A 25,556-nucleotide genomic window follows, 5' to 3' on the forward strand; every position below is an offset into this window, starting at 1 on the left:
AGACCATGAACCGCTTCGTCGAAATCGCGAAGAACCCGCTGGTGATCTCCGGAGCGGCCATCCTGGCGCTGCTGATCATCGGCGAACTGGTGTCGCCGGGCTTTGCCCGCGGCGATCAGGTCGTCCGCCTCCTGACGGTGTCGGCCATCCTCGGCATCGCCGCCGCCGGGCAGAATCTCGTCATCCTCGGCGGCCGCGAAGGCATCGATCTTTCCATCGGCGCCGTCATCTCGCTCGGCGCCGTCATCGCCGGCAACGTGATGAGTGGCTCCGACGCGGCGATACCGCTGGCCTTCGCCGCCGCCTGCTGCGCCGGCTTCCTGATCGGCGTCGTCAACGGCCTCGGCGTCACCTACCTGCGCATTCCGCCGCTGGTCATGACGCTCGGCATGATGGGGGTGATCCAGGGCGGCCTGGTCGTGCTGTCGCGCGGCGTTCCCTCGGGCAACGCGGCGCCGGCGCTGATGGCCTTCGTCAACCGCTCGGCCTTCCTCGGCATCCCCGGCATCCTGTTCGTCTGGGCGGCACTGGTCGTGCTGATGGCGCTGATGCTGAAGCGGACCCGCTTCGGCTGGTCGATCTACGCCGTCGGCTCCAACGAGAACGCCGCCGTGCTGACCGGCCTGCCGGCCCGCCGCATCCGCGTGCTGCTCTACGGCCTCGCCGGCCTCTGCGGCGGCTTCACCGGCGTCTGCGTCATCGGCTACACCGGCAACTCGTTCATCAGCGTCGGCGACCAGTATGTGCTGCCGTCGATCATCGCCGTGGTGATCGGCGGCACGTCGCTGGCCGGCGGTTCCGGCTCCTACACCGGCACGGCGCTCGGCGCCATCGCGCTCGTCCTCCTCCAGAGCGTACTGACCACGCTCAACCTGGAATTCTGGGGACGGCAGGTGATCTTCGGCGTGACGCTCCTGCTCTTGATGCTGCTTTACGGCCGGCAGGCGCGCTTGAGGGTGTGAACAACATGGCCGGGTCCGTCAACATCCGCGACGTCGCCGCCATGGCCGGCGTGTCGGTCGCCACCGTGTCGCGCACGCTGAAGAACCCGGACCTCGTCCGGCCGGCGACGCGCGAGGAGGTGCTGCGCTGCGTCGCCGCGCTCGGCTTCGTGCCGAACGCCCAGGCGCGCCACTTCCGCCGGCAGGCCACCGACACGGTGATCCTGCTCGTCCGCGACATCTCCAACCCGTTTTATCTCGACGTGTTCAAGGGTGTCGAGGACGTGGCGTCGTCGGCCGGCTACAAGGTGCTGATGGGCGACGCCCGCTCCGATCCGGCCCGCGTCCACCACTATATCGACATGGTGCGCGAGCGACACGCCGACGGCCTGATCCTGATGACCGGCTCGATGCCGGTGGAACTCGACGACGCCGGCCTGCCGCCGATGGTGGTGGCGCTCGAATACCTGACAACGCGCCACCTGCCGACCGTGCGGATCGACAACGAGGGTGCCGCCGCCGCGGCGACGCGCCATCTCCTGGGCCTCGGCCACACGGCGATCGCCCACCTCTCCGGGCCGGTGCCGGAGGTGATGAGCGTCGCCCGCGTCGCCGGCTGGCGGCGGGCGCTCGTCGAGGCCGGCGTCCCGCCCGACGAGCGTCTGGAGGTGCGCGGCGACTACAGCCTCGCCTCGGGCGAGGCGGCCGTCGACGCGCTCTACGACCGCGGCGTGCCGTTCACCGCCCTCTTCGCCTCCAACGACGAGATGGCGGCGGGCGCCATCAACCGGCTCCGGGCGCGCGGCAAGAGGGTGCCGGAGGACGTTTCCGTCGTCGGCTTCGACGACACCATCTTCGCGGCGGTCTGCAATCCGCCGCTGACCACCATTCGCCAGCCGCAGCGGGAAATCGGCGTCGAGGTGATGAAGCTGATGATCGAGCGGCTGGAAGGGCTTCTGGCGCCCGACGCCACCGTCGTCGTGCCGACCGAACTGGTGGTGCGTGCCTCGACCGCGCCCGCCGGACAACGATAACCAAACTGGGAGGATAACCAGAGATGACGACCGCCTTTCCACGCCCGACCCTCCGCATCGGCTTCATCGGCAGCGGCTTCATCGCCCACTTCCACCTGAAGTCGCTTCTGGGCGTTCGCAACGTGGAGGTCACCGGCGTCTATTCGCCGACCGAGGCCAAGCGTCGGGCCTTCGCCGACGCGGTGCGCGACCTCGACCTAGGTGCCTGCACCGCCCACCCGACGCTGGAGGCGCTGCTCTCGGCGCCCGATGTCGACGCGGTCTGGGTTCTGTCGCCCAACTACACCCGCCTCGATGTGATGCGGGCGCTGCACGATCTCCGGAAGGCCGGCCGCTCGACGATCTACGCCGTCGCCTGCGAGAAGCCGCTCGCCCGCACGCTTGCCGAGGCGCGCGAGATGCTGCGGCTGGTTGAGGATGCCGGGCTGATTCACGGCTATCTCGAAAACCAGGTGTTCTCGACGGCGGTGACGCGCGGCAAGGACATCATCTGGCGGCGCGCCGTGCCGGCCGCCGGCCGGCCCTATCTCGCCCGCGCCGCCGAGGAGCACGCCGGCCCGCACGAGCCGTGGTTCTGGAAGGGCGACCAGCAGGGCGGCGGCGTGCTACTCGACATGATGTGCCACTCCGTCGAGGTGGCGCGCTTCATGCTGACGCGGCCGGACGCGCCACGCTCGTCGCTGAAGCTGAAGTCGGCGACCGGCGCCATCGCCAGCCTGAAGTGGACGCGGCCGAACTACGCCGCCGAACTCAAGGAGCGCATGGGGCCGAGCGTCGACTACGGCCGGCGGGCCAGCGAGGATTTCGCGCGCGGCATGATCACGCTCGAAGACGATCTCGGCCAGGAGGTGATCATCGAGGCGACCACCTCCTGGGCCTATGTCGGCGCCGGACTGCGCATCCAGCTCGAACTTCTCGGGCCGGAATATGCGCTGGAGTTCTCCTCGCTCAACACTGGCCTCAAGGTGTTCATGTCGCGGCGGGTGACCGGCAGCGAGGGCGAGGACCTCGTCGAGAAGCAGAACGCCGAGCAGGGCCTGATGCCGGTGCTCGAAGACGAGGCCGGCGTCTACGGCTACACCGACGAGAACCGCCACATGGTCGAGCGCTTCCGCAAGGGGCAGGCGCCGGACGAGACGTTTGCCGACGGCGTGGCGGTGATCGAGATGCTGATGGCGCTCTACAAGTCGGCCGAGGAGGGACGCACGGTCTATTTCGACCGCGACGATCTCTCCGATTTCGTGCCGGCGGTCGGCCGGCCCGGCTAGGCCGGGAACTCGTCGCGCAACAGGCCGTAGCAGAGGGAACCGGTGACCGAGCCGTCGGCGTGTCGCTTGTCGGCGCGGATGTGGCCCTCGCGGCGCATGCCGAGCCGTTCGGCGATGCGCCGGCTCGGCTCGTTGCTGTCGTCGCACCAGAGGCCGACGCGGAGCGCGCCGCAGTCGCGGAACAGGGCGGCCAGCGTGGCGGCCGCCGCCTCGCCGGCGTAGCCCTGCCGGAGATGCGCCTCGTCGCAGAAATAGCCGAGGAGGTAGCCGGGCAGCTCGGCGTTGGCGACGCCGACGTAGACCTGCCCGACGAATGCCGCGTCGCTCCGGCGGAAGGCGCCGAGGAAGGCGGCCCGGCCGATGCCTGCCGCCGCCTCGAAGCCCTTGATGGCGGCGAGGGCGTCGGCCTCGGTCGCGATCGTCATCGCCGCGTTGCCGCTTTCGTGGCGGGCGAGATGGGCACGGTTGCGCAGCGCCATCGCCGCATACCAGGCGGCGTCGTCCGGCCGGTAGCGGCGCAGGATCAGACGTTCGGTGACCAGGCTTGAGGGAAGGGCGGGCATCGGGCACACTCCGGACAACAGGCGGATGGAACGACCTGACGGCGGCCGGCGCGCCCCGTCAACCGTCGTGCTTTTCCCGACAGGGGGGCGGAAACATCGTATCCGAATGTTTCCGGAAACGGCCGCCATCAACATTTCGGTTGGTAGCCGGCGGCCGTTACACTTTTCGACCTCTTTTGACTTGCCGACCGGGTTTGGAACGGTCCAAATCCCTCCAACCCTTGAAAACGGATGACCAGAACAGCCATGGCCCTGCGCGCGGATATGACCAGGACGGTCGACGGTTCCTCCTCCCTCCGGCGCGCCGCCGGCATTTCCCTGCCGCTTCTCGGCCTGCTGCTGACGGGCTGCGCCGTCGGCCCCGACTACATGGTGCCGCGCCTCGCGCTGCCGGTGAGCTGGAGCACGTCGGGCGCCGAGACGCCGGCCCGTCCGGTCGAGCTTGCCCGCTGGTGGGAACGGCTCGGCGACAAGGAACTCAACGCCCTCGTCGAGGAAGCGGTGGCCGGCAACCTCGACGTCGCCGCCGCCAAGGCCAAGATCCGCGCGGCGCGCGCCAGCGAGCGGCAGACCGGCGCCGCGCTGCTGCCGTCGGCCGATGCCTCGGCCTCGGCCAGCCGGCAGAAGTCGCAGGGCGAGGTGCGCAACCAGTTCAAGGGCGGCTTCGACGCCTCGTGGGAACTCGACCTGTTCGGCGGCAACGCCCGCTCGGCGGAGGCGGCGCGCTACGGCACCGAGGCGGCCGACGAGGACCTCAACTCCGTGCTGCTGACGCTGGTCGGCGACGTCGCCTCCAACTACGTGGCGGCGCGCGGCTATCAGGCGCGCATGGCGCTGGCCCGCCAGAGCGCCGCCTCGCAGCGCGAGACGGCGGGATTGACGCGCAAGAAGTTCGAGGCCGGCTCGGCCTCGGCGGTCGACGTCTCCAATGCCGAAGGGCAGGCGGCCAGCACCGAAGCCAAGCTGCCGGACCTTACGACCGCCTATGCCGAGGCCGTGCATCGGCTGTCGGTGCTGACCGGCCGGGCGCCGGCCGAACTCGACGCCCGCATGAGGAAGGGCGGGCCGATCCCGCGGCCGCGCAAGCCGGTGCCGACCGGGCTACCGGCCGACCTCCTCGCCAACCGTCCGGACATCCGCCAGGCGGAACGCCAGTATGCGCAGGCGACGGCCAAGATCGGCGCCGCCGCTGCTGCCCGCTATCCGTCGGTCAGCCTGGCCGGCACGCTCGCCACCACCGCCACCTCGATCGGAGACCTCGGCAAGGCATCGACGCTGACCTGGAGCTTCGGGCCGTCGCTGTCGGTGCCGATCTTCAACGCCGGCCGGCTCGCCGCCGCGCAGGAGGCGGCGGAGGCGACGCGCGACCAGTATTTCGTCGCCTACAAGACGTCGGTGCTGGGGGCGCTGGAGGACGTCGAGAACGCCATCGTCGCCTACCGGCAGGAGCGCATCAAGAACGGCCGCCTCGCCGCCGCCACCCAGTCCTATCGCAAGGCGTCGGAGCTGGCGCAGTCGCTCTACCAGTCGGGCTCGTCGAGCTTCCTCGACGTGCTCGATGCCGAGCGGTCGCTCTATTCGGCCGAGGATTCGCTGCTGACCAGCACGGTGGCCATCGCCAACACCTACATCGCCCTCAACAAGGCGCTGGGCGGCGGCTGGGACGGCGTGGTCGATGCCTCCAGGCCCGAGGTGGTGGACACGCAGACCGGTCCGCGCCTCAGGACGGCGACCGCCAACTGATCTCCCTTCGGCCTCTGGCCGCGAGCCGGCGCTCCCCCGGCAACCGCACGAGACAATGCCTTCTCCCGTTCCTGCCGTCGTCGACACCCTTCGCCTCACCCTCATCCTCGCCGCGCTGACCGCCTTCGCGCCGCTGTCGACGGACATGTATCTGGCGAGCTTCTCCAGCCTCGCCGACACCTTCGCCACCGACGAGGGGCGGGTGCAGCTTTCCCTGTCGGTGTTCTTCTTCGGCCTTTCGGTCGGCCAGTTGATCTACGGCCCGCTGATCGACCGCTTCGGCCGCAAGCCGCCGCTGATCGCCGGCCTTATCGTGTTCACGCTGGCCTCGGCTGCCATCGTCGTGGTGCCGACGGTGGACGGCTTCATCCTGCTGCGGCTCTTCCAGGCGCTCGGCGGCTGCGCCGGCATGGTGGTCAGCCGCGCCATGGTGGCCGACCTGTTCGACGAGCGCGGCAGCGCCCGCTTCCTGTCGCAGATGATGCTGGTGCAGGGCCTGGCGCCGATCGTGGCGCCGCTCCTCGGCGGCTACATCCTGGCCGTGGCGCCGTGGCAGGCGATCTTCGCCGTGCTGACGCTGTTCGGCGTCGGCTGCGTGGTTGCCGCGGCGCGCGGCCTGCCGGAGACGCTGCTGCCCGAAAGGCGCCATGCCGCCGGGCCGGTGGGCATCGCCCGCGCCTTCGGCGCGCTGCTCGCCGACCGCTCGTTCATGGCGCCGGCGCTGGCCGGCGCCTTCGCCGCCGCCAGCCTGTTCGCCTTCATCAGCGGTTCGCCCTTCGTCTACATGCAGCTCCACGGCGTCAGCCAGCAGCACTACGGCTGGCTGTTCGGCTTCAACGCCTTCGGCATGATCCTCGCCTCGCAGGTCAACCGGTTGCTGCTGCGCTGGTTCTCGACGCGGGCGGTGATGGGCGGCGCGCTGCTGTTCAACGTGACCATGGCGGCGATGCTGGTCGCCTTCGCCGCGAAGGCGTCGCTGCCGGTGCTGGTCGGCCTTCTCTGGCTCTGCCTGGCCACCGGCCCGCTGATCGGCGCCAACGCCATGGCGATCGCCATGAGCCGGGCCGGCGGCCATCGCGGCACGGCGTCGTCGGTGATGGGCGTGACGCAGTTCGCCGTCGCCGGCCTCGCCAGCGCGGCGGTCGGGCTGCTGCACAACGGAACCGTCTACCCGATGGTGGGTATCATCCTCGCCGGCGGCGTCTTCGCCTCGCTGGCTTATGTCACGGGACGCCGCGCATGACCGCCGCACCAAAGAAACGCAAGAGCCGTCGCGGCCTCGTCCTCCTCCTGGCGCTCGCCGTCCTGGCGGCGACCGGCTATTACGTCAAGGAGCGCTACTACACGGCGCCGGCCGTTACCATGATGACCGCCGCCGTGACGCGCGGCAGCGTCGAGGAGACGGTGCTCGCCACCGGGCAGGTCCGGCCGGTGACGCTGGTCGCCGTCGGCGCCCAGGCGTCGGGCCGCATTATCTCGCTCGACGTCAAGCTCGGCGACCGCGTCAAGACGGGCGACCTGATCGCCGAGATCGACTCGGTGACGCAGCAGAACAACCTCAAGACCGCCGAGGCGTCTCTGGCCAGCATTCACGCCCAGCGCGACGAGAAGGAAGCGACGCTGACGCTGGCCCGCCAGACGCTCGAACGTCAGCAGACCATGGTCAGCCAGAACGCCGTCGCCCGTGCCGATCTCGACAGCGCCCAGGCGAACGTCGCGACCACGGAAGCGCAGATCGCCGCCCTCGACGCCGAGATCCAGTCGGCCGAGGTGGCGGTGGCGACGGCGCGGGTCAACCTCGGCTACACCCGCATCACCGCGCCGATCGACGGCACGGTGCTCGACGTGGTCAGCCAGGCCGGCCAGACGGTCAACGCCACCCAGTCGGCGCCGACCATCGTCGTGCTGGGGCAGCTCGACACCATGACGGTGCGGGCCGAGATCTCCGAGGCCGACGTCGTCAACGTCAAACCGGGGCAGAAGGTCTACTTCACCATCATCGGCGATCCCGACCACCGCTACGACGCCACGCTTGAGACCATCGATCCGGCGCCGGACACCATCCGCAGCGACGCGGCGATCGTCTCGTCCAGTTCGTCGTCGTCGTCGTCCAGTTCGTCGTCGGCCATCTACTATTACGGCAATTTCAACGTGCCGAACCCCGATGGCCGTCTCCGGACCTACATGACCGCCGAGGTCAACATCGTGCTCGGCAGCGCCGACAACGTGCTGACCGTGCCGGCCGCCGCCCTCGGCAATCGCGACGGCGAGGGCAGGTACCGCGTCAAGGTGCTGAATGCCGACGGCAGCACCGCCGACCGCCGTGTCGAGATCGGCCTCAACGACAAGGTCACCGCCGAGGTGAAGTCGGGCCTTTCCGAGGGCGACAAGGTGGTGACCGGCGAGATGACCGCCGCGCAGCGGGCGGCCTCCGCCTCGTCGGTGCGGCTCGGTCGCGGCGGCCCGCCGCCGGGGATGTGAGCCATGGCCGAACTGATCCGCCTCGAAAAGCTCAGACGGGAGTTTCCCTCCGGCGAGGGCACGATCACCGTGCTGAAAGACCTCGACCTCACCATCGCGGCGGGCGAGATGGTGGCGATCGTCGGCGCCTCGGGCTCGGGCAAGTCGACGCTGATGAACATCCTCGGCTGCCTCGACCGGCCGACCGCCGGCAGCTACCGCATTTCCGGCCGCGAGACCGCGTCGCTCGAACCCGACGAGCTGGCGGCGCTGCGGCGCGAGCATTTCGGCTTCATCTTCCAGCGCTATCACCTGCTCGGCGAGCTGGATGCCCTCGCCAACGTCGAGATCCCCGCCATCTATGCTGGCATGGCGCCGCGCGACCGGCGGGCGCGGGCCGAAAGCCTGCTCGACCGGCTCGGCATGAGCGACCGCACCGATCACCGGCCAGGCCAGCTCTCCGGCGGCCAGCAGCAGCGCGTCTCCATCGCCCGCGCCTTGATGAACGGCGCCAACGTCATCCTCGCCGACGAGCCGACCGGCGCGCTGGACAAGCATTCCGGCGAGGAGGTGCTGCGCATCCTCGAGGAGCTGAACGCCGAGGGCAAGACGATCATCATCGTCACCCACGACATGAACGTGGCGCGCCGCGCCCGCCGTATCATCGAATTGTCGGACGGCGTCATCATTTCCGACCGCACCAACACGCCGGAACAGCCGGCACCGGCCCCGACGGCGCCGGCCGCCGCCATCGAGCTGAAGCGGCGCGGCGGCGGCCTGCGCTCGCTGGTCGACCGCTTCCGCGAGGCGCTGCGCATGGCGGTGCTGGCCATGGCGGCGCATCGCCTCCGGACCTTCCTGACCATGCTCGGCATCATCATCGGCATTGCCTCGGTGGTGTCGGTGGTGGCGATCGGCCAGGGCACGCAGCAGCAGGTGCTGGCCAACATCTCCAACCTCGGCACCAACACGCTGGAGATCTTCGCCGGCCGCAGCTTCGGCGACACGCGTTCGGCCCGCATCACCACGCTGGTGGCGGCCGACGCCGAGGCGCTGGCCCGGCAGAGCTACGTCGCCGCCGTGACGCCCACCGTCTCCACCAGCAAGACGCTGCGCGTCGGCTCGCAGGAAGCGAGCGCTCTCGTCAACGGCGTCGGCGAACAGTATTTCTCGGCGCGCGGCACCAAGCTCGCCGAGGGCAGCTTCTTCGACGCCGGCTCGGTGCGGGCGCGGGCGACCGACGTGGTGATCGACGAGAACACCCGCAAGACGCTGTTCGCCGACAGCCCGCGCTCGCCGGTCGGGCAGGTGCTGCTGATCGGCAACGTGCCGGCCCGCATCGTCGGCGTGACGGAGCCGCAGCAGGGCGGCTTCGGTTCCAGCCAGAACCTCTCCGTCTTCCTGCCTTATACGACGGTACAGACCCGCTTCCTCGGCTCGATGTCGCTGCGCTCGATCACCGTGCGCGTTGCCGACGACGTCGATACCGGCCTTGCCCAGCAGGACGTGACGCGCTTCCTGACGCAGCGTCACGGCAGCCAGGACTTCTTCATCCTCAACACCGACGACATCCGCCAGACCATCACCTCGACGACGCAGATGCTGACGCTGTTGATCGCCGCCATCGCCGTCATCTCGCTGGTGGTGGGCGGCATCGGCGTCATGAACATCATGCTGGTGTCGGTGTCGGAACGGGTCAGCGAGATCGGCGTGCGCATGGCGGTGGGCGCCCGGCAGGGCGACATCCTGCAACAGTTCCTGATCGAGGCGGTGCTGGTTTGCCTGATCGGCGGCCTCTGCGGCGTCGCCGCCGCCTTCGCTCTCGGGCAACTGGTGCGGCTTCTATCCAGCGATTTCCAACTGATCTACTCGACCACCTCGATCGTCGCCGCCTGCCTCTGCTCGACGCTGATCGGCGTGGTATTCGGCTTCCTGCCGGCCCGCAACGCCTCGCAGCTCGACCCGGTGGTGGCGCTGTCGCGGGATTGAGGGGCCACCGATAATCCGGCAGGGCCTCCGCCTGTCCGAGATGGTCCGCCTGCGTGGACCATACTGGAAAATATAGTAATTACAGTGTCATGGTCCGCGCAGGCGGACCATCTCGGGCCGAGTGAAGCACGCCGCGGCGATCAGCCTCCCTCTTCCCTGGCAAGGATTAACCTTTCCTTCACGATCCGTAAATCAGTCGATTGACTGAAATAATGATAGGTGTAGATTGGCGGGCATGAGCAAGATGTCTTCCATCCCAGCTGGCGCTCGCGATGGCGATATCGTCGCGGCGGGCGCCCGTTCCGCCGGTCATCGCCGCGGCGGCGCCCCCTCCGCCTCCGGCCCGGACGGCACGCGCGACAAGCTGCTGCTGGCCGCGCTGGAGCTGTTCGGCCACTTCGGCTTCGATGGCGTGTCGACCCGCAAGCTCGCCGAGCGGGCCGGCGTCAACCTCCAGGCCATCAACTACTATTTCGGCACCAAGCGCGGCCTCTACAACGCCGTCGCCGACTATCTGGTCGAGCGGTTGCAGATCCGGATCGGCGAGCCGCGGAAGATGGTGCTCGACCGCTTCGGCGAGGCGCAGGCCGGCGGCCGGCCGATCGACCCCGACGAGGCGCGCGCCATCCTGACGATGATCGGCGAGACGATGCTGACGCTGTTCGCCGAGGAGGAGTCGGCCGTCTGGGTGCGCTACATGGTGCGCGAGCAGGCCGAGCCGACCGAGGCTTTCGAGCACATCTACGACGGATTCATGCGGCCGATGCTGGCCGCCGCCCGCCATCTGGTCGGCATCCTCGTCGGGGCCGACGCCGACTCGGAGCGCGTGCGCCTCCGGACTCTGTCGCTAATCGGCTCGCTGATCATCTACCGCGTCGGCCGGGCCACCATCCTGCGCGAGATGGGCTGGTCGGCCGTCGGCCCCGAACAGGTCGCGGCGATCCGCAGCATCGCCGCCGATCTCGTCGCCAGCATCCGTCCCGCCGGGGAAAGCGCCTCATGAACAAGATCGTTCCCGTCGTCCTGCTTGTCGCCGCCGCCGGCGCCGCTGCCGCCTGGTACTGGGGCGTGCCGCAGCGCTACGGCTATTTCCTGCCGGCGGCGCCGGCCGAAGTCCTCTACGGCAACGTCGACATCCGCCAGGTGTCGCTGGGCTTCCGCGTCGGCGGCCGGCTCGCCGCCGTGACGGTGGAGGAGGGCGATGCGGTGAAGGCCGGCGACGTGCTGGCCCGGCTCGACGCCGGCCCCTACGAGATCGCCGTGCGCGCCGCCGAGGAGAATGTCGCCGCGCTCAACGCCACGCTCGACAAGCTGGTGGCCGGCGCCCGTCCCTCGGAGATCGGCAAGGCGCGCGCCGCCTACGAGGAGCAGGTGGCCAGCCTCGCCAACGCCGAGCAGGCGCTCGGCCGCGCCGAGCAGTTGCGCAGCCAGGGCACCGTCGCCCAGTCGAGCCTCGACACCGCGACCACCACCAAGGACATGGCGCGCGCCCGCGTCGCCAGCGCCAAGGCGGCGCTCGACCTGATCGAGGAGGGCAGCCGGGCCGAGGACGTCGCTGCCGCCAGGGCGCAGCTTCGCGCCGCCGAGGCGCAGCTCGACGCCGCCCGCACTTCGCTCGCCGATACCGAGCTGAAGGCGCCGGCCGGCGGGGTGATCCTGTCGCGGGTCAGCGAACCGGGCGCCATCGTCGCTCCATCGACCAACGTCCTGGTGCTGTCGCTCACCGAGCCGGTGTGGGTGCGCGCCTACGTGTCGGAGACCGACCTCGGCCGCGTCCATCCCGGCCTCAAGGTCAAGGTGACCTCCGACAGCACGGTCGGCGCCGGCTACGAGGGGCAGGTCGGCTTCATCTCGCCGGTGGCCGAGTTCACGCCGAAGTCGGTGGAGACGCCCGACCTCCGCACCGACCTCGTCTACCGCCTCAGGATCATCGTCGATCATCCCGGCAAGGACCTCAGGCAGGGCATGCCCGTCACCGTCCACCTGCCGCCGCAGGCGGACGCGGCAAAATGACCGCGTCCGCCGCCGAGAGGCCCGTCCTCGTCCATCTCGACGGCATCGTCAAGCGCTTCGGCGCCGATGCGCCGGCGCTCGACGGCGTTTCGGGCGACATCCGCGGCGGCGAGATCACCGGTCTCGTCGGGCCGGACGGCGCCGGCAAGACGACGCTGATCCGCCTGATGACCGGCCTGATGCGGCCGGAGGCCGGCAGTATCAGCGTGCTCGGCCACGACGCCCGCACCGAGGCGCCGGCCATCCAGGCGGCGATCGGCTACATGCCGCAGCGCTTCGGCCTCTATGAGGACCTCAGCGTCCAGGAGAACCTCGACCTCTACGCCGACATGCGCGGGTTGCCGCGCCGCGAGCGGCCGGCGGTGTTCGACGAACTCTTGACCTTCACCGACCTCAAGCGCTTCACGGACCGCCTCGCCGGCAAGCTCTCCGGCGGCATGAAGCAGAAGCTCGGCCTCGCCTGCGCGCTGATCCGCAAGCCGCGCCTGCTGCTGCTCGACGAGCCGGGCGTCGGCGTCGATCCGATCTCGCGGCGCGAGCTGTGGAAGATGGTCGAGAACCTGACCGCCGAGGGCATCGGCGTCGTCTGGTCGACCGCCTATCTCGACGAGGCGGAAGCCTGCGACCGCGTGCTCTTGATGAATGTCGGCAAGCTCCTTTACGCCGGCCCGCCGGCCGGGCTCACCGGCCGCGTCGAGGGGCGGGTCCGTCGGCTGACCGGCATCGAGGGCAGCCGCCGCAAGTTGCTCGCCCGCCTGCTCGACGAGGACGCGGTGGTCGACGGCGTCATCCAGGGCGAAGCGATCCGGCTGGTGCTCGCCGACAAAGCCGCCGCCGACGGCGTCGCCAGGGCTGCCGGCACCGATGCCGCCAGCCTCGTCGCCGCCGCGCCGCGCTTCGAGGACGCCTTCGTCGACATGCTGGGCGGCGGACCGGGCGGCCGCTCGGCTCTCGCCGAGGCGCAGGCGCCGCGCGAGGCCGGCAATGGCCGGCCGGTGATCGAGGCGCACGGCCTCACCAAGCGCTTCGGCGACTTCACGGCCGCCGACCGCATCAGCTTCGACATCCCGCGCGGCCAGATCTTCGGCCTGCTCGGCCCCAACGGCGCCGGCAAGTCGACCACCTTCAAGATGCTGTGCGGCCTTCTGAAGCCGACCGAGGGCGAGGGCCGGGTGGCCGGCTTCGACCTCCGCCGCGACGCCGCCGAGGCGCGCAACCGGCTCGGCTACATGGCGCAGAAATTCTCGCTCTACGGCGACCTCTCCGTCTCCCAGAACCTCGATTTCTTCGCCGGCGTCTACGGCCTTTCCGGCAAGCGCCGCCGGGAGAGAATCGCCATGATGCTCGACATCTTCGACCTGAAGCCGCACGCGTCCATGTCGGCCAAGGACCTGCCGCTCGGCCTCAAGCAGCGGCTGGCGCTGGCTGCCGCCGTCATGCACGAGCCGGAGGCGCTGTTCCTCGACGAGCCGACGTCGGGCGTCGATCCGATCACCCGCCGCGAGTTCTGGACCCACATCAACGGCCTCGTCGAGAAGGGCGTGACGGTGCTGGTCACCACCCATTTCATGGACGAGGCGGAATACTGCGACCGCATCTCGCTGATCTATCGCGGCAAGTCGATCGCCCTCGGCTCGCCCGACGAGCTGAAGGCCAAGGTGGCGACCGCCGAGCGGCCCGACCCCACCATGGAGGACGCCTTCATCGCGCTGATCGAGGCGAGCGAGGGGGAGGCGACATGACCAGCTATCGCCGCGGGCGGGCGCGCCGCCTCCTCGCCCTGATCCGCAAGGAAAGCCACCAGATCGTCCGCGATCCCTCCAGCATCCTGATCGCCCTGGTGCTGCCGCTGATCCTGCTGTTCCTGTTCGGCTACGGCGTGTCACTCGACACGGCGCGCACCCGCGTCGGGCTGGTGCTCGAAGAAACGACGCCGGTCACCCTCGACCTCGCGGCGAGCTTCCGCGCCTCCCGCTATTTCGACGTGGCGATCGGCCATGACCGGCGGGACTTCGCCGACGACCTCGTCGAAAGCCGCATCGGCGGCATCCTCGTCGTGCCGGCCGGCTTTACCGCCGACCTCGCGGCGGCCCGCCACCCTGCGGTGCAGGTGATCGTCGACGGCGCCGACCCCAACACCGCCAACTTCGTGCAAGGCTACACGGCCGGCACCGTTTCCACCTGGGAGGCGCAGCGGGCGGCCGAGCGGGCGCTGAACGCCACGCCGCTCCGCATAGAGCAGCGCTTCTGGTTCAATCCGGAGCTGAAGAGCCGCAATTTCCTGGTGCCGGGCTCGATCGCCATCGTCATGACGCTGGTCGGCACGCTGCTCACCTCGATGGTGATCGCCCGCGAGTGGGAGCGCGGCACCATGGAGGCGATGATGGCGACGCCGGTCACCGCCTGGGAGCTGCTGGCCGGCAAGATCGTGCCCTATTTCCTGCTCGGCCTCGCCTCGATGAGCCTCTGCGTCGGCCTCGCGGTGTTCCTGTTCGGCGTGCCGTTCCGGGGATCGGTCGTCGCGCTCTATGCCCTCTCCGCCGCCTTCCTGATGCCGGCGCTGGGGCAGGGGCTCCTGATCTCGGCCGTCACCAAGAACCAGTTCCTCGCCTCGCAACTGGCGCTGCTCTCCGGCTTCCTGCCGAGCTTCCTGCTGTCCGGCTTCATCTTCGAGATCAACTCGATGCCGCTGCCGATCCAGTACATCTCGATGATCGTGCCGGCCCGCTACCTGATCCCCAGCCTGCAATCGGTGTTCCTCGCCGGCGACATCTGGCCGATGTTCCTGCGCTCGATGCTGATCCTGATCGGCTTCGGCCTCGTCCTGTTCGCCATCGCCATCCGCAAGACCGCCAAGAGGATCGCCTGACATGGGCCTGACGCGCCTCCTCGCCCTCGTCCGGAAGGAGTTCCTGGCCCTCTTCCGCGACCCCAAGAGCCGGATGATCCTGATCGCGCCGCCGCTGCTGCAACTCCTCGTGTTCTCCTACGCGGCGACGCTGGAAGTCCGCAACATCGACGTGCTGGTGCTCGACCGCGACGCCGGCCGCTGGGGCGCCGAGCTGATCAGCCGCATCGAGGCGTCGCCGCAGTTCCGGTCCGTCCGGCATACCGACGATCCGGCCGAACTCGCCGAGGCGATCGACCGCGAGCGGGTGATCGCCGCCATCGAGATCGGCCCCGACTTCTCGCGGGCGATCGAGGCCGGCGCCACCGCCGACCTCGCCGTCATCCTCGACGGCCGGCGCTCCAACGCCTCGCAGATCGTCGCCAGCTACATCTCGTCGATCGCCGCCGGCCTCGCCGCCGACACGCCGGCCGGCAAGCAACTGGCGCCGATGCATGTCCAGACGGTGACGCGCAACTGGTTCAACCCCAATCTCGACTTCACCTGGTTCATGGTGCCGGGCCTCGTCGCCTCGATCGCCATGCTGGTCGGCCTCCTGGTGACGGCGCTGTCGATCGCCCGCGAGCGCGAACTCGGCACCTTCGACCAGTTGATGGTGTCGCCGCTCAGGACGCACGAAATCCTGACCGGCAAGGTGATCCCGCCGATCCTGATCGGCTTCTTCCACATCACCCTGTTCGTGCTCGCCTCGGTCTATATCTTCGGCATTCCGTTGCGCGGCTCGTTGCTGGCGCTCTACGGCGCCGCCTTCTTCTATCTGGTCTCGCTGATCGGCGTCGGGCTGTTCGTGTCGGCGCTGGCGGCGACGCAGCAGCAGGCCATCCTCGGCGCCTTCCTGTTCCTGGTGCCGGCCATGCTCCTGTCGGGGCTGGCGACGCCGATCGCCAACATGCCCGGCTGGCTGCAGATCCTCACCTACGCCGATCCGCTGCGCTATTTCCTGGTGATCGTGCGCGGCGTGTTCCTGAAGGATATTCCCATTGCCGAGATCATCGCCCAGACGGTGCCGCTGGCGCTGATCGCCTGCGTGACGCTGCCGGTGGCCGGCTGGCTGTTCCGCAGCCGCCTGGAGTGAGGCAAAACGGCAACGGCGGCCCCGGGGAGCCGCCGTTGGTTGCTTTCGGAGATGCGGGTCTCAGGCGCTGCGCACCGAGGTCAGGAAGCGGCCGAGTTCGTCGCGCAGCGTGTCCGACTGATGGGCGAGATCGTTGGCCGAGGCCAGCACCTGCGTTGCGGCGCTGGAGGATTCCGTTGCCGCCTGGGTGATGCCGACGATGTTCTGCGACACCTGATGCGTTCCCGCCGACGCCTGGCTGACGTTGCGGGCGATCTCGTTGGTGGCGGCGCCCTGCTGGTCGACGGCGGCGGCGATCGACGAGGCGATGGCGTTGAGCTGCTCGATGATCGAGGTGATGCCGACGATCGCCTCTGCCGACGACTGCGTGGACGACTGGATCTCGCCGATCTGCCGGGAGATCTGCGACGTCGCCTTCGAGGTCTGGTCGGCGAGCTGCTTGACTTCCGCCGCGACGACGGCGAAGCCCTTGCCGGCCTCGCCGGCGCGGGCCGCCTCGATGGTGGCGTTCAGCGCCAGAAGGTTGGTCTGGCTGGCGATGTTGTCGATCAGGTTGACCACCTCGCCGATGCGGTTGGCGCTGTCGGCCAGCTCGCGGACGCGGTTGGCGGTGGCCTGGGCGTCGCTGGCGGCGCGCGAGGCGACGCGGGTGCTCTCGTCGGCCTGCCGCTTGATTTCGGCGATCGAGGAGGCCAGCTCCTCGGCCGAGGCGGCGACGGTCTCGACGTTGGTGGAGGCTTCCTCGGCGGCGCTGGCCACGGTGACCGACTGGCCCGACACCTCCTCGGTGGCCGAGGTCATCGACCGGGCGGCGAGCTGCAACTGCGAGGAGGCGGTGACCACCGACTGCACGACGCCGCCGACCGCCATCTCGAAGGCGTCGGCGAGCTGGTTCATCTCGCCGCGCCGGCGCTCCTCGCCCGCCGCCTTCTGGTGCTCCTGCTCGACGCGAAGCCGCTCGTTCTCCTGCAAGCCCTCCTTGAACACGTTGAGCGTCGCCGCCATGGTGCCGACCTCGTCGCTGCGGCCGAGGCCGGGGACGGTGACGGACAGCTCGCCGGCCGACAGGCGCTGCATGGCGCGGGTGATCGACACGATCGGCCGCGAGATGCCGCGGCCGAGCAGCAGGGCCAGCACCAGCCCGAGGACGAGGCCGCCGGCCGAGATGCCCCACAGCATGGTCTCGGACGACGCCAGCATCTGCTCGGACTTGGCCTGCAACGCCGCCTGGCTCTTGTTGGCGACGCCCATGAAGGCGTTGAGCGTATCGTTGATGGCGGCGACCTTGTCGTTCAGCGCCGCGACATCCTTGATGTTCTGAACGCTGGCGGCCTGGATGACCGTGAAGTCGGATTCGTACTGCTTGGCCTTGTCACGCAACTCGGCGAAGGTCGAGCGCAGCTCCTTGGGGCCGGTCTTGGCCGAGGAATCGATCCAGGTGTCGGCGGTCATCAGCGTGTCGAGCGCCGCCTGCAAGCTGTCGTCATCGAGGCCGGCGAGGGCGACGTTGACCTGGTTCTGCACCAGAAGCACCAGCCGCAGGATCTCGCTCACGGTGTCGCGCGTCGCCGCGTCGCTGGTGGCGAGCGCGATGGCGGCGACGTCCTCCAGACCCTTCTGCACCGCGGCAACGGCCGGTTCCATCGACTTTACGCGCAGGGTGGAGAGCTTGGCCTTCTTGGCGCCGATGCGGGCCAGTTCAGTGGCGTAGGACTCGAAGTCGAGGCTCAATTGCTTCAGCGTGTCGCGCTGGCCGAAGTCGGAGATCTTGCCGAGGCCGTCGGTGATGGCGGCGCGCAACGCCTCGGCCTGCTTCTCGGTCGCCTCGGCCGTGCCGGGCAGCGAGGTGTAGATCAGTTCGCGGCTGAGGCGATGGTATTCCAGGAACTTCGCCTGGATGTCGTTGGCGACGCTGACTTCAAGGTTGCGGACGGCGAGGGCGGTCACCACGCCGTTCGACTGGGAGAAGGTGCGGAGCGCCACGCCGGCGACGATTGCCATTAACGTTAGCGCTACCATGAAGCCGAAGACGATCTTGCCGGATATGCCAAGCTGCCAGAGCCGCGACGCGAGCTTACCGATCGTTCTGCGCATGTCTCTCTCCCCGAAGCAATCCGTCCAGCCCAGCGCCCCGGCTGAACCGCCCATGCAATTTGTCGGTGGTGATTTCAGCCCTTGGTAGGTTAATCCGCCGTTTATTCGGGTCTCGAACTTGAGCATTTGGCCGCGGCGACTGCCAGGGACAGCAGATTCTTGCTGAGGTGGTCCATTTCAGCTTGGATCGAAACGATGCGGATCAAGTTCGGTGGTGTGGACCGTCGATGTATAGAGGGAATGAACTCAAGCATATTGTCCGTCAGGGCGGTGATATAGCGTAACGCCGCTGTACTTGTCGTGCTTTTCAAGAAATCCGTCGCCGGTTTTTCGAGCGTTGACCTGCTGCGGCCGGGCGGCACGGTGGCGTATATTGGCCGGAACGGCCGCATATCCAGGGCAGGAAGCCGGCTTTGTTCGCCGGGTTCTCGATGTAGAACCGGCCCGGCTGGCAACCACGTTGCTCTACATATAGACCAAAGGATTAGCCGATTCCAATACTACACCGACGGGCGCGCGGAACCTCGGCCGGATACGACAGTCTCGACCTGCGTCGCCGGATTCATCGGCGAAAGTGGCCGGCGGCCGGGGCGATGAGACATCATCGAAGCGTCATCGCAGCGTCAACCAACTGACACCGGCGTTTTCTACCAAGACGGGGCTTTGCCAACTCCCTGTCAGGTGAGCCCGATGAAAACCTTGCTTATGGCGTCCGTCGCCCTCGTCATTTCCTCCACTCTTGCCAGCGCCGATGAAACCGCATTCAAGGCGACGCTGGTGTCGCAGGCGGTGCTGCCCGCCAACACGGTGATCGCCGCGCCGGCCGATGCGCCGGAGTTCCTCAAGCAGGCCGGCAAGTTCACGACGCCCGACCGCAAGCGCGCCACGACGCTCGGCTCGGTGCCGGGCCTCGACGGCGTGCGCACGACCGGCCTCGGCCTGCCGTTCGATGGACAGGCGGTGCAAGGCTTCTCGGGCATCAAGACGATGGCCGACGGCAGCTTCTGGACGCTGTCCGATAACGGTTTCGGCAGCAAGTCCAACTCGACCGACGCCGCGCTGATGCTGCATCACGTCAAGTTCGACTGGGCGGCCGGCACGGTCGACCGCCTCGAAACGATATTTCTCTCCGATCCCGACAAGGTGGCGCCGTTCCCGATCGTCCTTGAAGGCGCCGACAAGCGCTACCTCACCGGCGCCGACTTCGACATCGAGTCGATCCAGCCGGTTGCCGACGGTTTCTGGATCGGCGACGAACTCGGTCCCTATCTGATCCACGTCACCGCCGACGGCAAGCTGACCGACGTCGTGCCGACCGTCGTCGACGGCAAGCCGGTGCTGTCGCCGGACAACCCGACGCTGTCGCTGCCGTCCAGCCCGAGCAAGCCCTTGCCGGCCTACAATCTCCGCCGCTCCAACGGCTTCGAGGGCCTCGCCCGGTCCAAGGACGGGGCGAAGCTCTATGGGCTGCTCGAAGGCCCGCTTTACGTCGGCGACGGCAAGTTCGAGACGGCCGACGGCCAGACGGCCATCCGCATCGTCGAGTTCGACGCGGTCAAGAAAGCGTGGACCGGCCGGTCCTGGCTCTATCCGTTCTCGGGCGCCGGCACCAACATCGGCGACTTCAACATGGTGGACGATGCCACGGCGCTGGTGATCGAGCGCGATGGCGGCACCGGGCTTTCCGACAAGGCTTGCGCCGATCCGAAGAAGCCGGAGCCGACCTGCTTCGACCAGCCGGCCAAGCACAAGCGCATCTACAAGATCGCTTTCGGTGACGACAACGTCGGCAAGACGGTGCGCAAGATCGGCTACATCGATCTCCTCGACATCGCCGATCCCCAGAGCAAGGCGAAGCAGGGCACGGTGAACGGCGTCTACACCATGCCCTTCGTCACCATCGAGAACGTCGACGTGGTCGACGCCACGCACATCATCGTCGGCAACGACAACAACCTGCCGTTCTCGGCCGGCCGCGCGCTCGACAAGGCCGACGACAACGAATTCGTGCTGCTCGAAGTGGGTGACTTCCTCGCTGCCAAGTGAGGGGCCGCACAAACGAAAGGCCCCGGCGGCGATGCGCTGCCGGGGCCTTTTCGTCTGGACGGCACCTGTGCCGGCGTGGCGTTTCAATCCGGACGGGCTAGCGCATTGCCTTCCAGGCGTTGGCGAGATCGACGAAGCCCTTGACCAGGATGGTCTCGGCGCGGGCCGTCGGCTCAATGCCGGTCGCCGCGCACAGAGCGAGCGGATCGACGCCGAGCGCCTTCAGACTCTGCCTCAGCATCTTGCGGCGCTGGCCGAAGGCGGCGGCGGTGACCGCTTCGAGATCGGCGAGGGCACAGGGCAGGGGCTCGGGCCGAGGCGCGAAATGCACCACTGTCGACGTTACCTTGGGCGGCGGCACGAAAGCCTTGGGCGAGATGTCAAACATCTGCGTCGCCTGGCTGCGCCAGCCGCACAGCACGCCGAGCCGGCCGTAGGCGTCGTCGCCGGCCTGCGCGGTGATGCGGTCGGCCACTTCCTTCTGGAACATCAGCACCATCGCCGTCCAGCGCGGCGGCCAGCTCGCCGGGCTGAGCCAGCCGGTGAGAAGCGGCGTCGCGATGTTGTAGGGCAGGTTGGCGATGATCACCGGCGGCGCGTCGCCGAGCGACGCGGTATCGAGGGCCAGCGCGTCGCCCTCGGTGATGCTGAGCCGGCCGGGATAGTGGGCGGCGATCTCTTCGAGAGCGGCGATCGCCCGCCGGTCGCGCTCGACGACGTGCACGTGAGCGGCACCGGCCGCCAGGATGGCGCGCGTCAGGCCGCCCGGCCCCGGACCGATCTCGATGACGTTGCGGCCGGCGAGATCGCCGGCGGCGCGGGCAATGCGGGCGGTCAGGTTGAGATCGAGCAGGAAGTTCTGCCCGAGGCTTTTCAGCGCCGAGAGGCCGTGCCGCTCGATCACCTCGCGCAGCGGCGGCAGGTCGTCGATCTGGCTCATGCGCCGGCCCCGTTTCCCGCCATGCGGCCGGCCATGCGAATGGCGGCAATCAGGCTCGACGGATCGGCGATGCCCTTGCCGGCGATGTCGAGCGCCGTGCCGTGATCGGGCGATGTGCGGACGAACGGCAGGCCGAGCGTCACGTTGACCGTCTCGTCGAAGGCGATGGTCTTCACCGGGATCAGCGCCTGATCGTGGTACATGGCCAGCACCACGTCGTAGGTCTGGCGGGCGGCGGCGTGGAACAGCGTGTCGGAGGGCAGCGGCCCGCGCGCCTCGATGCCGTCCGCCCGGAGCCGGGCGACGGCCGGCGCCACGATGTCGATGTCCTCGCGGCCCATGCCGCCATCCTCGCCGGCGTGCGGGTTGAGGCCGGCGACGGCGAGGCGCGGCCGGGCGAGGCCGAACTTCGCCTTCATCTCGCGATCGACGATGCGGCCGGTGGCGACGATCATCTCCTCGGTCAGCACCTCCGGCACCGCGCGCAAGGCGATGTGCACGGTGACCGGCACGGTGGCGAGCTGCGGGCCGGCCAGCATCATCACCGGTTCGTGCGGCGCGCCCGGCCAAATCCGCCGGGCGAGGTCGCCGAGGAATTCGGTGTGGCCGGGAAACTTGAAGCCGGCGGCGTAGAGGCTTGATTTCTGGATCGGCGCCGTGACGAGGCCGGCGGCGCGGCCGTCGCGTACATGCCGGACCGCCGTTTCGATGGCGGCGACGGTGGCTGCCGCCGTGGCGCCGGACAACTCGCCCGGCCGGTCCTCGACCTGATGACCGAGATCGAACACCGGCAGCGCGTCGGCGAACAGGCCGGCCACCGTCTCGGGCGTCGCCGCGACGACGGGCGCATCGATGCCAAGGCGAGCGAGGCGGCTGACGAGAAAGGCCGGATCGGCGACCGCGTAGAAGGGCGGCAACGCTTTCTCATGGCGAAGCGTCCAGGCCCGGCCGATGATTTCCGCACCGATGCCGGCCGGCTCGCCGACCGACAGGGCAAGGGGAAGACCGGGCATGGCGGCGAAACTGTCCGGCATGGTCAGCGGTAGATGATGTTGGCTTTTTGCCTCAGTTCCTGCGTCAGCTTCTTCGAGGTTTCCTCGCCGCGCTTGTCGAGGGCCTCGGCGTCGAGGCCGGCCGTGACGGCGGCTTCGCCGGTCACCGCGATCTTGCTGCAGATGGCGTACATCTCGAAGCCGAGGTCGGAGCGCTGCGGCGACGTCAGGCGGCCTTCGGCGGTGTTCTCAAGCTCGTCTTTCAGGCCGGGCGGCACCTCGCTGGCCAGCTTGCGGCCGACGTTGATCACCGCCACTTCGCGGAGGCTTTTGGCGAGCTTCAACCCTTCGTCGCAACTGCGGAACTTGCCGCGCAACGCCTCGGCCTCGACCTTGCGGCGGTTGACGTCGGCCGCCGAGGCGCTCCGCTGCACGGCGAACACCACGCGCTGGAGCATGTAGTCGCTGGCGGTGATCGCGTTGGCGTTCTTTTCACGGTTGCGCATCTGCTGGATGAGATCGGCCGACTCCGTCTTGATGTCCTGCTGGATCTTGGCGCGCACGATGCGTCCCCAGACCATCTGGGCGCGGATGCGGTCCTTGAAGGTCTTGATCGGCACGCCACCCTGGCCCAGCGCCCGCTCGAACTGTGGCAGCGTCATCTTGGAGCGCTCGGCGATGCTGGTCACCGCGGCGGTCACCGCGTCCTCGCTGACCACGACGCCGCGACGGCTGCCCTCCTGGACGCGCAGCCGCTCGTCGATCAGCTCGTCCTGGGCCGCCTTGGCGGCCGGGCCGGGTGCGAGATGCATGGCGAGCTGCAATAGGCGGGCCCGCGACTGGATGTCCATCGAGGTGATGGCGTCGTCGTTGACCACCACCTTGATGATGCTCTCCGCCCTGGCGGAGCCGATGAAGGCGGTGCCGGCCGGCGACAACAGGGCGGCGGCAAGGGCCGTTGCCGTCAGCGTGCCGCGCACGGTTCTCGCGATCGTCCCGATATGAAGCATGTTGGCCATCTCCGCCCTCTGGTATTTGAACCTTGGGAAGCATCTAGCGATGGAATTTGTCAAGTCGATGGTCCGCGTGGGGGCGTGGAACGGCGACGGTCGCCGCTACTTGGCAAGACCGACCGAACTGCCGACCTCGCCGAGCGTCCGGAAGCCGGCCCGGAGATAGAAGGTCTGGTCGCTGGGCGTGGTGGTCAGGTCGTTCGAGTAGGAGAAGGACAGCGAGAACTCCTCCGAGTCGTAGGCAAGGCCGAGGGCATGCCGGACGAACTCGTCGTTGACGAGATCGTAGCGGCTGGAGCCGAAGACACGCCAGTTCTCGCTGAGGCGAAGGCTGGCCGCCGCCTGCAACTCGGAGCGATTGTCGTTGATGCCGAGGTCGGGCTGCTCGCGAATGTAGGCATAGGTCAGCGCCGCCGTCAGCGGTCCGCCGATGCCGAGGATCTGGGTGTCGAAGCGGTTGACCTCGAAGTTGTCGTTGTCGAAGCGGACGCCGCCGCTGGCCAGGAAGCCGGTCTTGGTGCTGAGGCTGAGGCCGGCGACATAGTCGGAAGCGTCGGACTCGAGGCCGGAATAGGAGCCGGTGTCGTAGCTGGTCGCCTTGGCGAAGGAGTTGACGCCGGCGAGCTGGAACGACTGGCCGAAGGTGCCGCTGACGCCGAAGCCATGGCTGAACGAGCCGGAGTAGCGGACGCCGATATTGGCGCGCGTGCCGCCCTCGACGCGGTCGTAGCCGGAGAACTTGTCGTAGTCGAACAGGCTGTTGGCGTCGAAGACGAGGCTCTGCGCATCTTCGTTGGGGATGTAGGTGGCTTCCGTCTCGTTGGGACGGGCGATCAACTGGGCGATCGGCTCGATGATCTGGTTGCCGATGGGCGAGGTGATCGCCACCGGATAGCTGTATTCAAGGCCAGCCGCCGGCATCGCCCGGCCGAAAAGCCCGCTCGATGTTTCCGGCAGCACGCTGCTGTTGTGCGGGTCCGAGAAGATGGCGTCGCCGCGGAAATACAGGAACGGCGTCAGCGCGCCGCCGGTCTGGTCGATCATCCGCCGCCGCCACATGGCGTCGATGCTGAAACGATCGAAAGTGCCGGCCGCGCCGCGGGTGCGGGTCTTGTCACCCGCATCGAAGACACCATTGCCGTTCATGTCGATCTGGTAGATGTCGTCCTTGGTGCGGGTGATGTTGGTGAAGTTGGTGGTCAGCGATGCCTCGCCGCCCCAGATCGGATCCTTGGCGTAGACCTTGTGGTCGATCACCGGATAGACGTAGGGCTGCTTCTCCTGGAGGTCGTGGTCCTGGGCGAAGATCGGTGTCTGTGCATCGTCCTGCTGCACGAAGAAGCCATAGGCCGCCATATCGAAGCGATTGCGGTCGCGGACGCCTGTCAGGTACAGGTTGTTGACCGCCACGTCCGAGTTGCCGGACTTGCGGTCATAATCTTTCATGAAGGTGGTATCGCTGGCCACCGCGACGTTCCAGCCCCAGGACCAGTGCTGGTTGATGGTGAAGCTGCCGGACGATTCCACCGAGCCGCGCCACAACTCGTCGCCGGAGGTGCCGGAGAAGGCGTCGCGATCGTTCTGGTGGATGCCGGACAGCGTCACCGAATACTGGCCGCTGTCGAGGCGCTGCCGCCACTCGGCAGAGAACAGCAGGCCCTGGCGCGAATAGACGGAGGGCGTCAGCGTCAGGCCGTAGCTCGGATCGAGCGCCACGTAATAGGGAACCGACACCGAATAGCCGAGCGTCTTGCTCCTCTTGGCGCTCGGCATCAGCACGCCGGTCTTCTGCTGCACCGAGGGGTCGGGCTGCGACATTACCGGCACCCAGGCGAGCGGCACGCCGAGGAATTCGAATGTGGCATTCTCGAAGACGATCGTCTGGTCCTTCTGCTTGTGAAGGATGCGGTTCGCCCTGATCTGCCAGATCGGTTTCTTGCCCTTCACGCCGTTGCAGTCGACGCAGGGAAGGTAGACGCCCTCGTTGAAGGTGGTGACGTCGCCGTCCGTCCGCGTGGCGTTGCGGGCCGTGAAGGCGATCCGCTCGGAGGTGACGAGTTCGAGGCCCTCGACGACGCCGTTGGCGAGGTCGTCGTCGAGGTCGACGCGGTCGCCGCGGACGACGTTGCCGCTGGGATCGGTGATCTCGACGTGGCCGACCGCCGTCACCTTGCGGGTCTTGCGGTTGACGTTGACCTCGTCGGCCACCACCACGTGGTCGAGATAGTAGATGACGACGCGGCCGGTGGCGGTGATCGAATCGGCGTCCATGTCGTAGGCCACCGTATCGGCCTCGACCATCATCTTGGCGTCGGGATTTGGCATCTTGGCGCCGCTGATCATGCCGGTCAGCGAGGTGTCATTGAGGAATTGGGCCAGGGTGCCGGACGGCAGGAAGACGAGAATCGTCACCGCCACGCCGCACAGAAGGCGCACGGCGGTCCTCGGCTCCGATGCCTGCGATACGACAGATCTAC

General features: G+C 68.4%; 19 protein-coding genes. 13 read left to right on the plus strand and 6 right to left on the minus strand.

Annotated elements, in window-relative coordinates:
* Positions 1-5 precede the first annotated feature (5 nt).
* From H512_RS0112265 to H512_RS0112275, 3 genes are read left to right on the plus strand one after another with little or no spacing between them, the layout of a single operon-like run.
* Positions 6-962, plus strand: a complete 957-nt coding sequence (locus H512_RS0112265) for an ABC transporter permease (protein ID WP_026783707.1) — start codon at positions 6-8, stop codon at positions 960-962.
* Between the two features lie 5 nt (positions 963-967).
* The gene (locus H512_RS0112270; RefSeq protein ID WP_425414177.1) at positions 968-1,975 is read left to right on the plus strand and encodes a LacI family DNA-binding transcriptional regulator; all 1,008 of its coding nucleotides are present in this window, start codon (positions 968-970) and stop codon (positions 1,973-1,975) included.
* Between the two features lie 23 nt (positions 1,976-1,998).
* Entirely contained in the window at positions 1,999-3,243 is a 1,245-nt protein-coding gene (locus H512_RS0112275) for a Gfo/Idh/MocA family protein (RefSeq protein WP_026783709.1), read from the plus strand.
* Here the strand turns inward: H512_RS0112275 and H512_RS25810 are convergent.
* Positions 3,240-3,806, minus strand: coding sequence for a GNAT family N-acetyltransferase (locus H512_RS25810; protein WP_026783710.1), 567 nt, complete (start codon positions 3,804-3,806; stop codon positions 3,240-3,242). The genes H512_RS0112275 and H512_RS25810 overlap by 4 nt on opposite strands.
* 231 nt (positions 3,807-4,037) lie before the next feature.
* On the opposite strand from H512_RS25810, the gene H512_RS0112285 reads away from it, so the two are divergent.
* From H512_RS0112285 to H512_RS0112325, 9 genes are all read left to right on the plus strand, one after another.
* Positions 4,038-5,549, plus strand: coding sequence for an efflux transporter outer membrane subunit (locus H512_RS0112285; protein ID WP_245585402.1), 1,512 nt, complete (start codon positions 4,038-4,040; stop codon positions 5,547-5,549).
* A gap of 55 nt (positions 5,550-5,604) precedes the next feature.
* On the plus strand, positions 5,605-6,792 hold the full coding sequence (locus H512_RS0112290; RefSeq protein WP_036791440.1) for a multidrug effflux MFS transporter: 1,188 nt from the start codon (positions 5,605-5,607) through the stop codon (positions 6,790-6,792).
* A complete protein-coding gene (locus H512_RS0112295) occupies positions 6,789-8,030 on the plus strand; it encodes an efflux RND transporter periplasmic adaptor subunit (RefSeq protein ID WP_053239813.1) in 1,242 nt (413 codons plus the stop codon). Before H512_RS0112290 ends, H512_RS0112295 begins: the two co-directional genes overlap by 4 nt.
* Before the next feature lie 3 nt (positions 8,031-8,033).
* Positions 8,034-9,998, plus strand: coding sequence for a MacB family efflux pump subunit (locus H512_RS0112300; protein WP_026783714.1), 1,965 nt, complete (start codon positions 8,034-8,036; stop codon positions 9,996-9,998).
* Positions 9,999-10,233: 235 nt separating this feature from the next.
* Complete coding sequence (locus H512_RS0112305; RefSeq protein ID WP_245585403.1) at positions 10,234-11,001, plus strand: CerR family C-terminal domain-containing protein; 768 nt, start codon at positions 10,234-10,236, stop codon at positions 10,999-11,001.
* Positions 10,998-12,011: a secretion protein HlyD gene (gene hlyD / locus H512_RS0112310; RefSeq protein ID WP_026783716.1), complete on the plus strand. Its 1,014-nt coding sequence runs from the start codon at positions 10,998-11,000 to the stop codon at positions 12,009-12,011. The genes H512_RS0112305 and hlyD overlap by 4 nt, the downstream gene beginning before the upstream one ends.
* Positions 12,008-13,753 carry an ATP-binding cassette domain-containing protein gene (locus tag H512_RS0112315; RefSeq protein WP_026783717.1) on the plus strand — a complete coding sequence of 582 codons (1,746 nt, stop codon included), beginning with the start codon at positions 12,008-12,010 and terminating at the stop codon, positions 13,751-13,753. Before hlyD ends, H512_RS0112315 begins: the two co-directional genes overlap by 4 nt.
* Complete coding sequence (locus H512_RS0112320) at positions 13,750-14,880, plus strand: ABC transporter permease (RefSeq protein ID WP_026783718.1); 1,131 nt, start codon at positions 13,750-13,752, stop codon at positions 14,878-14,880. Before H512_RS0112315 ends, H512_RS0112320 begins: the two co-directional genes overlap by 4 nt.
* 1 nt (position 14,881) lies before the next feature.
* Positions 14,882-15,994 (plus strand): ABC transporter permease, encoded by a 1,113-nt coding sequence (locus tag H512_RS0112325; protein ID WP_026783719.1) that lies wholly within the window; start codon positions 14,882-14,884, stop codon positions 15,992-15,994.
* 60 nt (positions 15,995-16,054) lie between these two features.
* On the opposite strand, the gene H512_RS23775 is transcribed toward H512_RS0112325, so the two are convergent.
* Positions 16,055-18,088 (minus strand): HAMP domain-containing methyl-accepting chemotaxis protein, encoded by a 2,034-nt coding sequence (locus tag H512_RS23775; protein WP_053239814.1) that lies wholly within the window; start codon positions 18,086-18,088, stop codon positions 16,055-16,057.
* A 690-nt stretch (positions 18,089-18,778) separates the two neighbouring features.
* Here H512_RS23775 and H512_RS0112335 point away from each other — a divergent pair.
* Positions 18,779-20,134 carry an esterase-like activity of phytase family protein gene (locus H512_RS0112335; RefSeq protein ID WP_026783720.1) on the plus strand — a complete coding sequence of 452 codons (1,356 nt, stop codon included), beginning with the start codon at positions 18,779-18,781 and terminating at the stop codon, positions 20,132-20,134.
* Between the two features lie 97 nt (positions 20,135-20,231).
* Here H512_RS0112335 and rsmA read toward each other — a convergent pair whose 3' ends face one another.
* From rsmA to H512_RS23780, 4 genes are all read right to left on the minus strand, one after another.
* A complete protein-coding gene (gene rsmA, locus H512_RS0112340; RefSeq protein ID WP_026783721.1) occupies positions 20,232-21,074 on the minus strand; it encodes a 16S rRNA (adenine(1518)-N(6)/adenine(1519)-N(6))-dimethyltransferase RsmA in 843 nt (280 codons plus the stop codon).
* Positions 21,071-22,087 carry a 4-hydroxythreonine-4-phosphate dehydrogenase PdxA gene (gene pdxA / locus H512_RS0112345; protein ID WP_026783722.1) on the minus strand — a complete coding sequence of 339 codons (1,017 nt, stop codon included), beginning with the start codon at positions 22,085-22,087 and terminating at the stop codon, positions 21,071-21,073. Before pdxA ends, rsmA begins: the two co-directional genes overlap by 4 nt.
* Before the next feature lie 23 nt (positions 22,088-22,110).
* Positions 22,111-23,076, minus strand: a complete 966-nt coding sequence (locus H512_RS0112350; protein WP_026783723.1) for a SurA N-terminal domain-containing protein — start codon at positions 23,074-23,076, stop codon at positions 22,111-22,113.
* Positions 23,077-23,181: 105 nt separating this feature from the next.
* Positions 23,182-25,515: an LPS-assembly protein LptD gene (locus H512_RS23780; protein WP_053239815.1), complete on the minus strand. Its 2,334-nt coding sequence runs from the start codon at positions 25,513-25,515 to the stop codon at positions 23,182-23,184.
* Positions 25,516-25,556 lie beyond the last annotated feature (41 nt).

The organism is Pleomorphomonas koreensis DSM 23070 (assembly GCF_000425185.1).
GTDB classification, from domain to species: Bacteria; Pseudomonadota; Alphaproteobacteria; order Rhizobiales; family Pleomorphomonadaceae; genus Pleomorphomonas; species Pleomorphomonas koreensis.

Coding starts and splice junctions, on each gene's coding strand:
- H512_RS0112265 (WP_026783707.1), top strand. CDS start 6: ATGAACCGCTTCGTCGAAATCGCGAAGAACCCGCTGGTGATCTCCGGA.
- H512_RS0112270 (WP_425414177.1), top strand. CDS start 968: ATGGCCGGGTCCGTCAACATCCGCGACGTCGCCGCCATGGCCGGCGTG.
- H512_RS0112275 (WP_026783709.1), top strand. CDS start 1,999: ATGACGACCGCCTTTCCACGCCCGACCCTCCGCATCGGCTTCATCGGC.
- H512_RS25810 (WP_026783710.1), bottom strand. CDS start 3,806: ATGCCCGCCCTTCCCTCAAGCCTGGTCACCGAACGTCTGATCCTGCGC.
- H512_RS0112285 (WP_245585402.1), top strand. CDS start 4,038: ATGACCAGAACAGCCATGGCCCTGCGCGCGGATATGACCAGGACGGTC.
- H512_RS0112290 (WP_036791440.1), top strand. CDS start 5,605: ATGCCTTCTCCCGTTCCTGCCGTCGTCGACACCCTTCGCCTCACCCTC.
- H512_RS0112295 (WP_053239813.1), top strand. CDS start 6,789: ATGACCGCCGCACCAAAGAAACGCAAGAGCCGTCGCGGCCTCGTCCTC.
- H512_RS0112300 (WP_026783714.1), top strand. CDS start 8,034: ATGGCCGAACTGATCCGCCTCGAAAAGCTCAGACGGGAGTTTCCCTCC.
- H512_RS0112305 (WP_245585403.1), top strand. CDS start 10,234: ATGAGCAAGATGTCTTCCATCCCAGCTGGCGCTCGCGATGGCGATATC.
- hlyD (WP_026783716.1), top strand. CDS start 10,998: ATGAACAAGATCGTTCCCGTCGTCCTGCTTGTCGCCGCCGCCGGCGCC.
- H512_RS0112315 (WP_026783717.1), top strand. CDS start 12,008: ATGACCGCGTCCGCCGCCGAGAGGCCCGTCCTCGTCCATCTCGACGGC.
- H512_RS0112320 (WP_026783718.1), top strand. CDS start 13,750: ATGACCAGCTATCGCCGCGGGCGGGCGCGCCGCCTCCTCGCCCTGATC.
- H512_RS0112325 (WP_026783719.1), top strand. CDS start 14,882: ATGGGCCTGACGCGCCTCCTCGCCCTCGTCCGGAAGGAGTTCCTGGCC.
- H512_RS23775 (WP_053239814.1), bottom strand. CDS start 18,088: ATGCGCAGAACGATCGGTAAGCTCGCGTCGCGGCTCTGGCAGCTTGGC.
- H512_RS0112335 (WP_026783720.1), top strand. CDS start 18,779: ATGAAAACCTTGCTTATGGCGTCCGTCGCCCTCGTCATTTCCTCCACT.
- rsmA (WP_026783721.1), bottom strand. CDS start 21,074: ATGAGCCAGATCGACGACCTGCCGCCGCTGCGCGAGGTGATCGAGCGG.
- pdxA (WP_026783722.1), bottom strand. CDS start 22,087: ATGCCCGGTCTTCCCCTTGCCCTGTCGGTCGGCGAGCCGGCCGGCATC.
- H512_RS0112350 (WP_026783723.1), bottom strand. CDS start 23,076: ATGCTTCATATCGGGACGATCGCGAGAACCGTGCGCGGCACGCTGACG.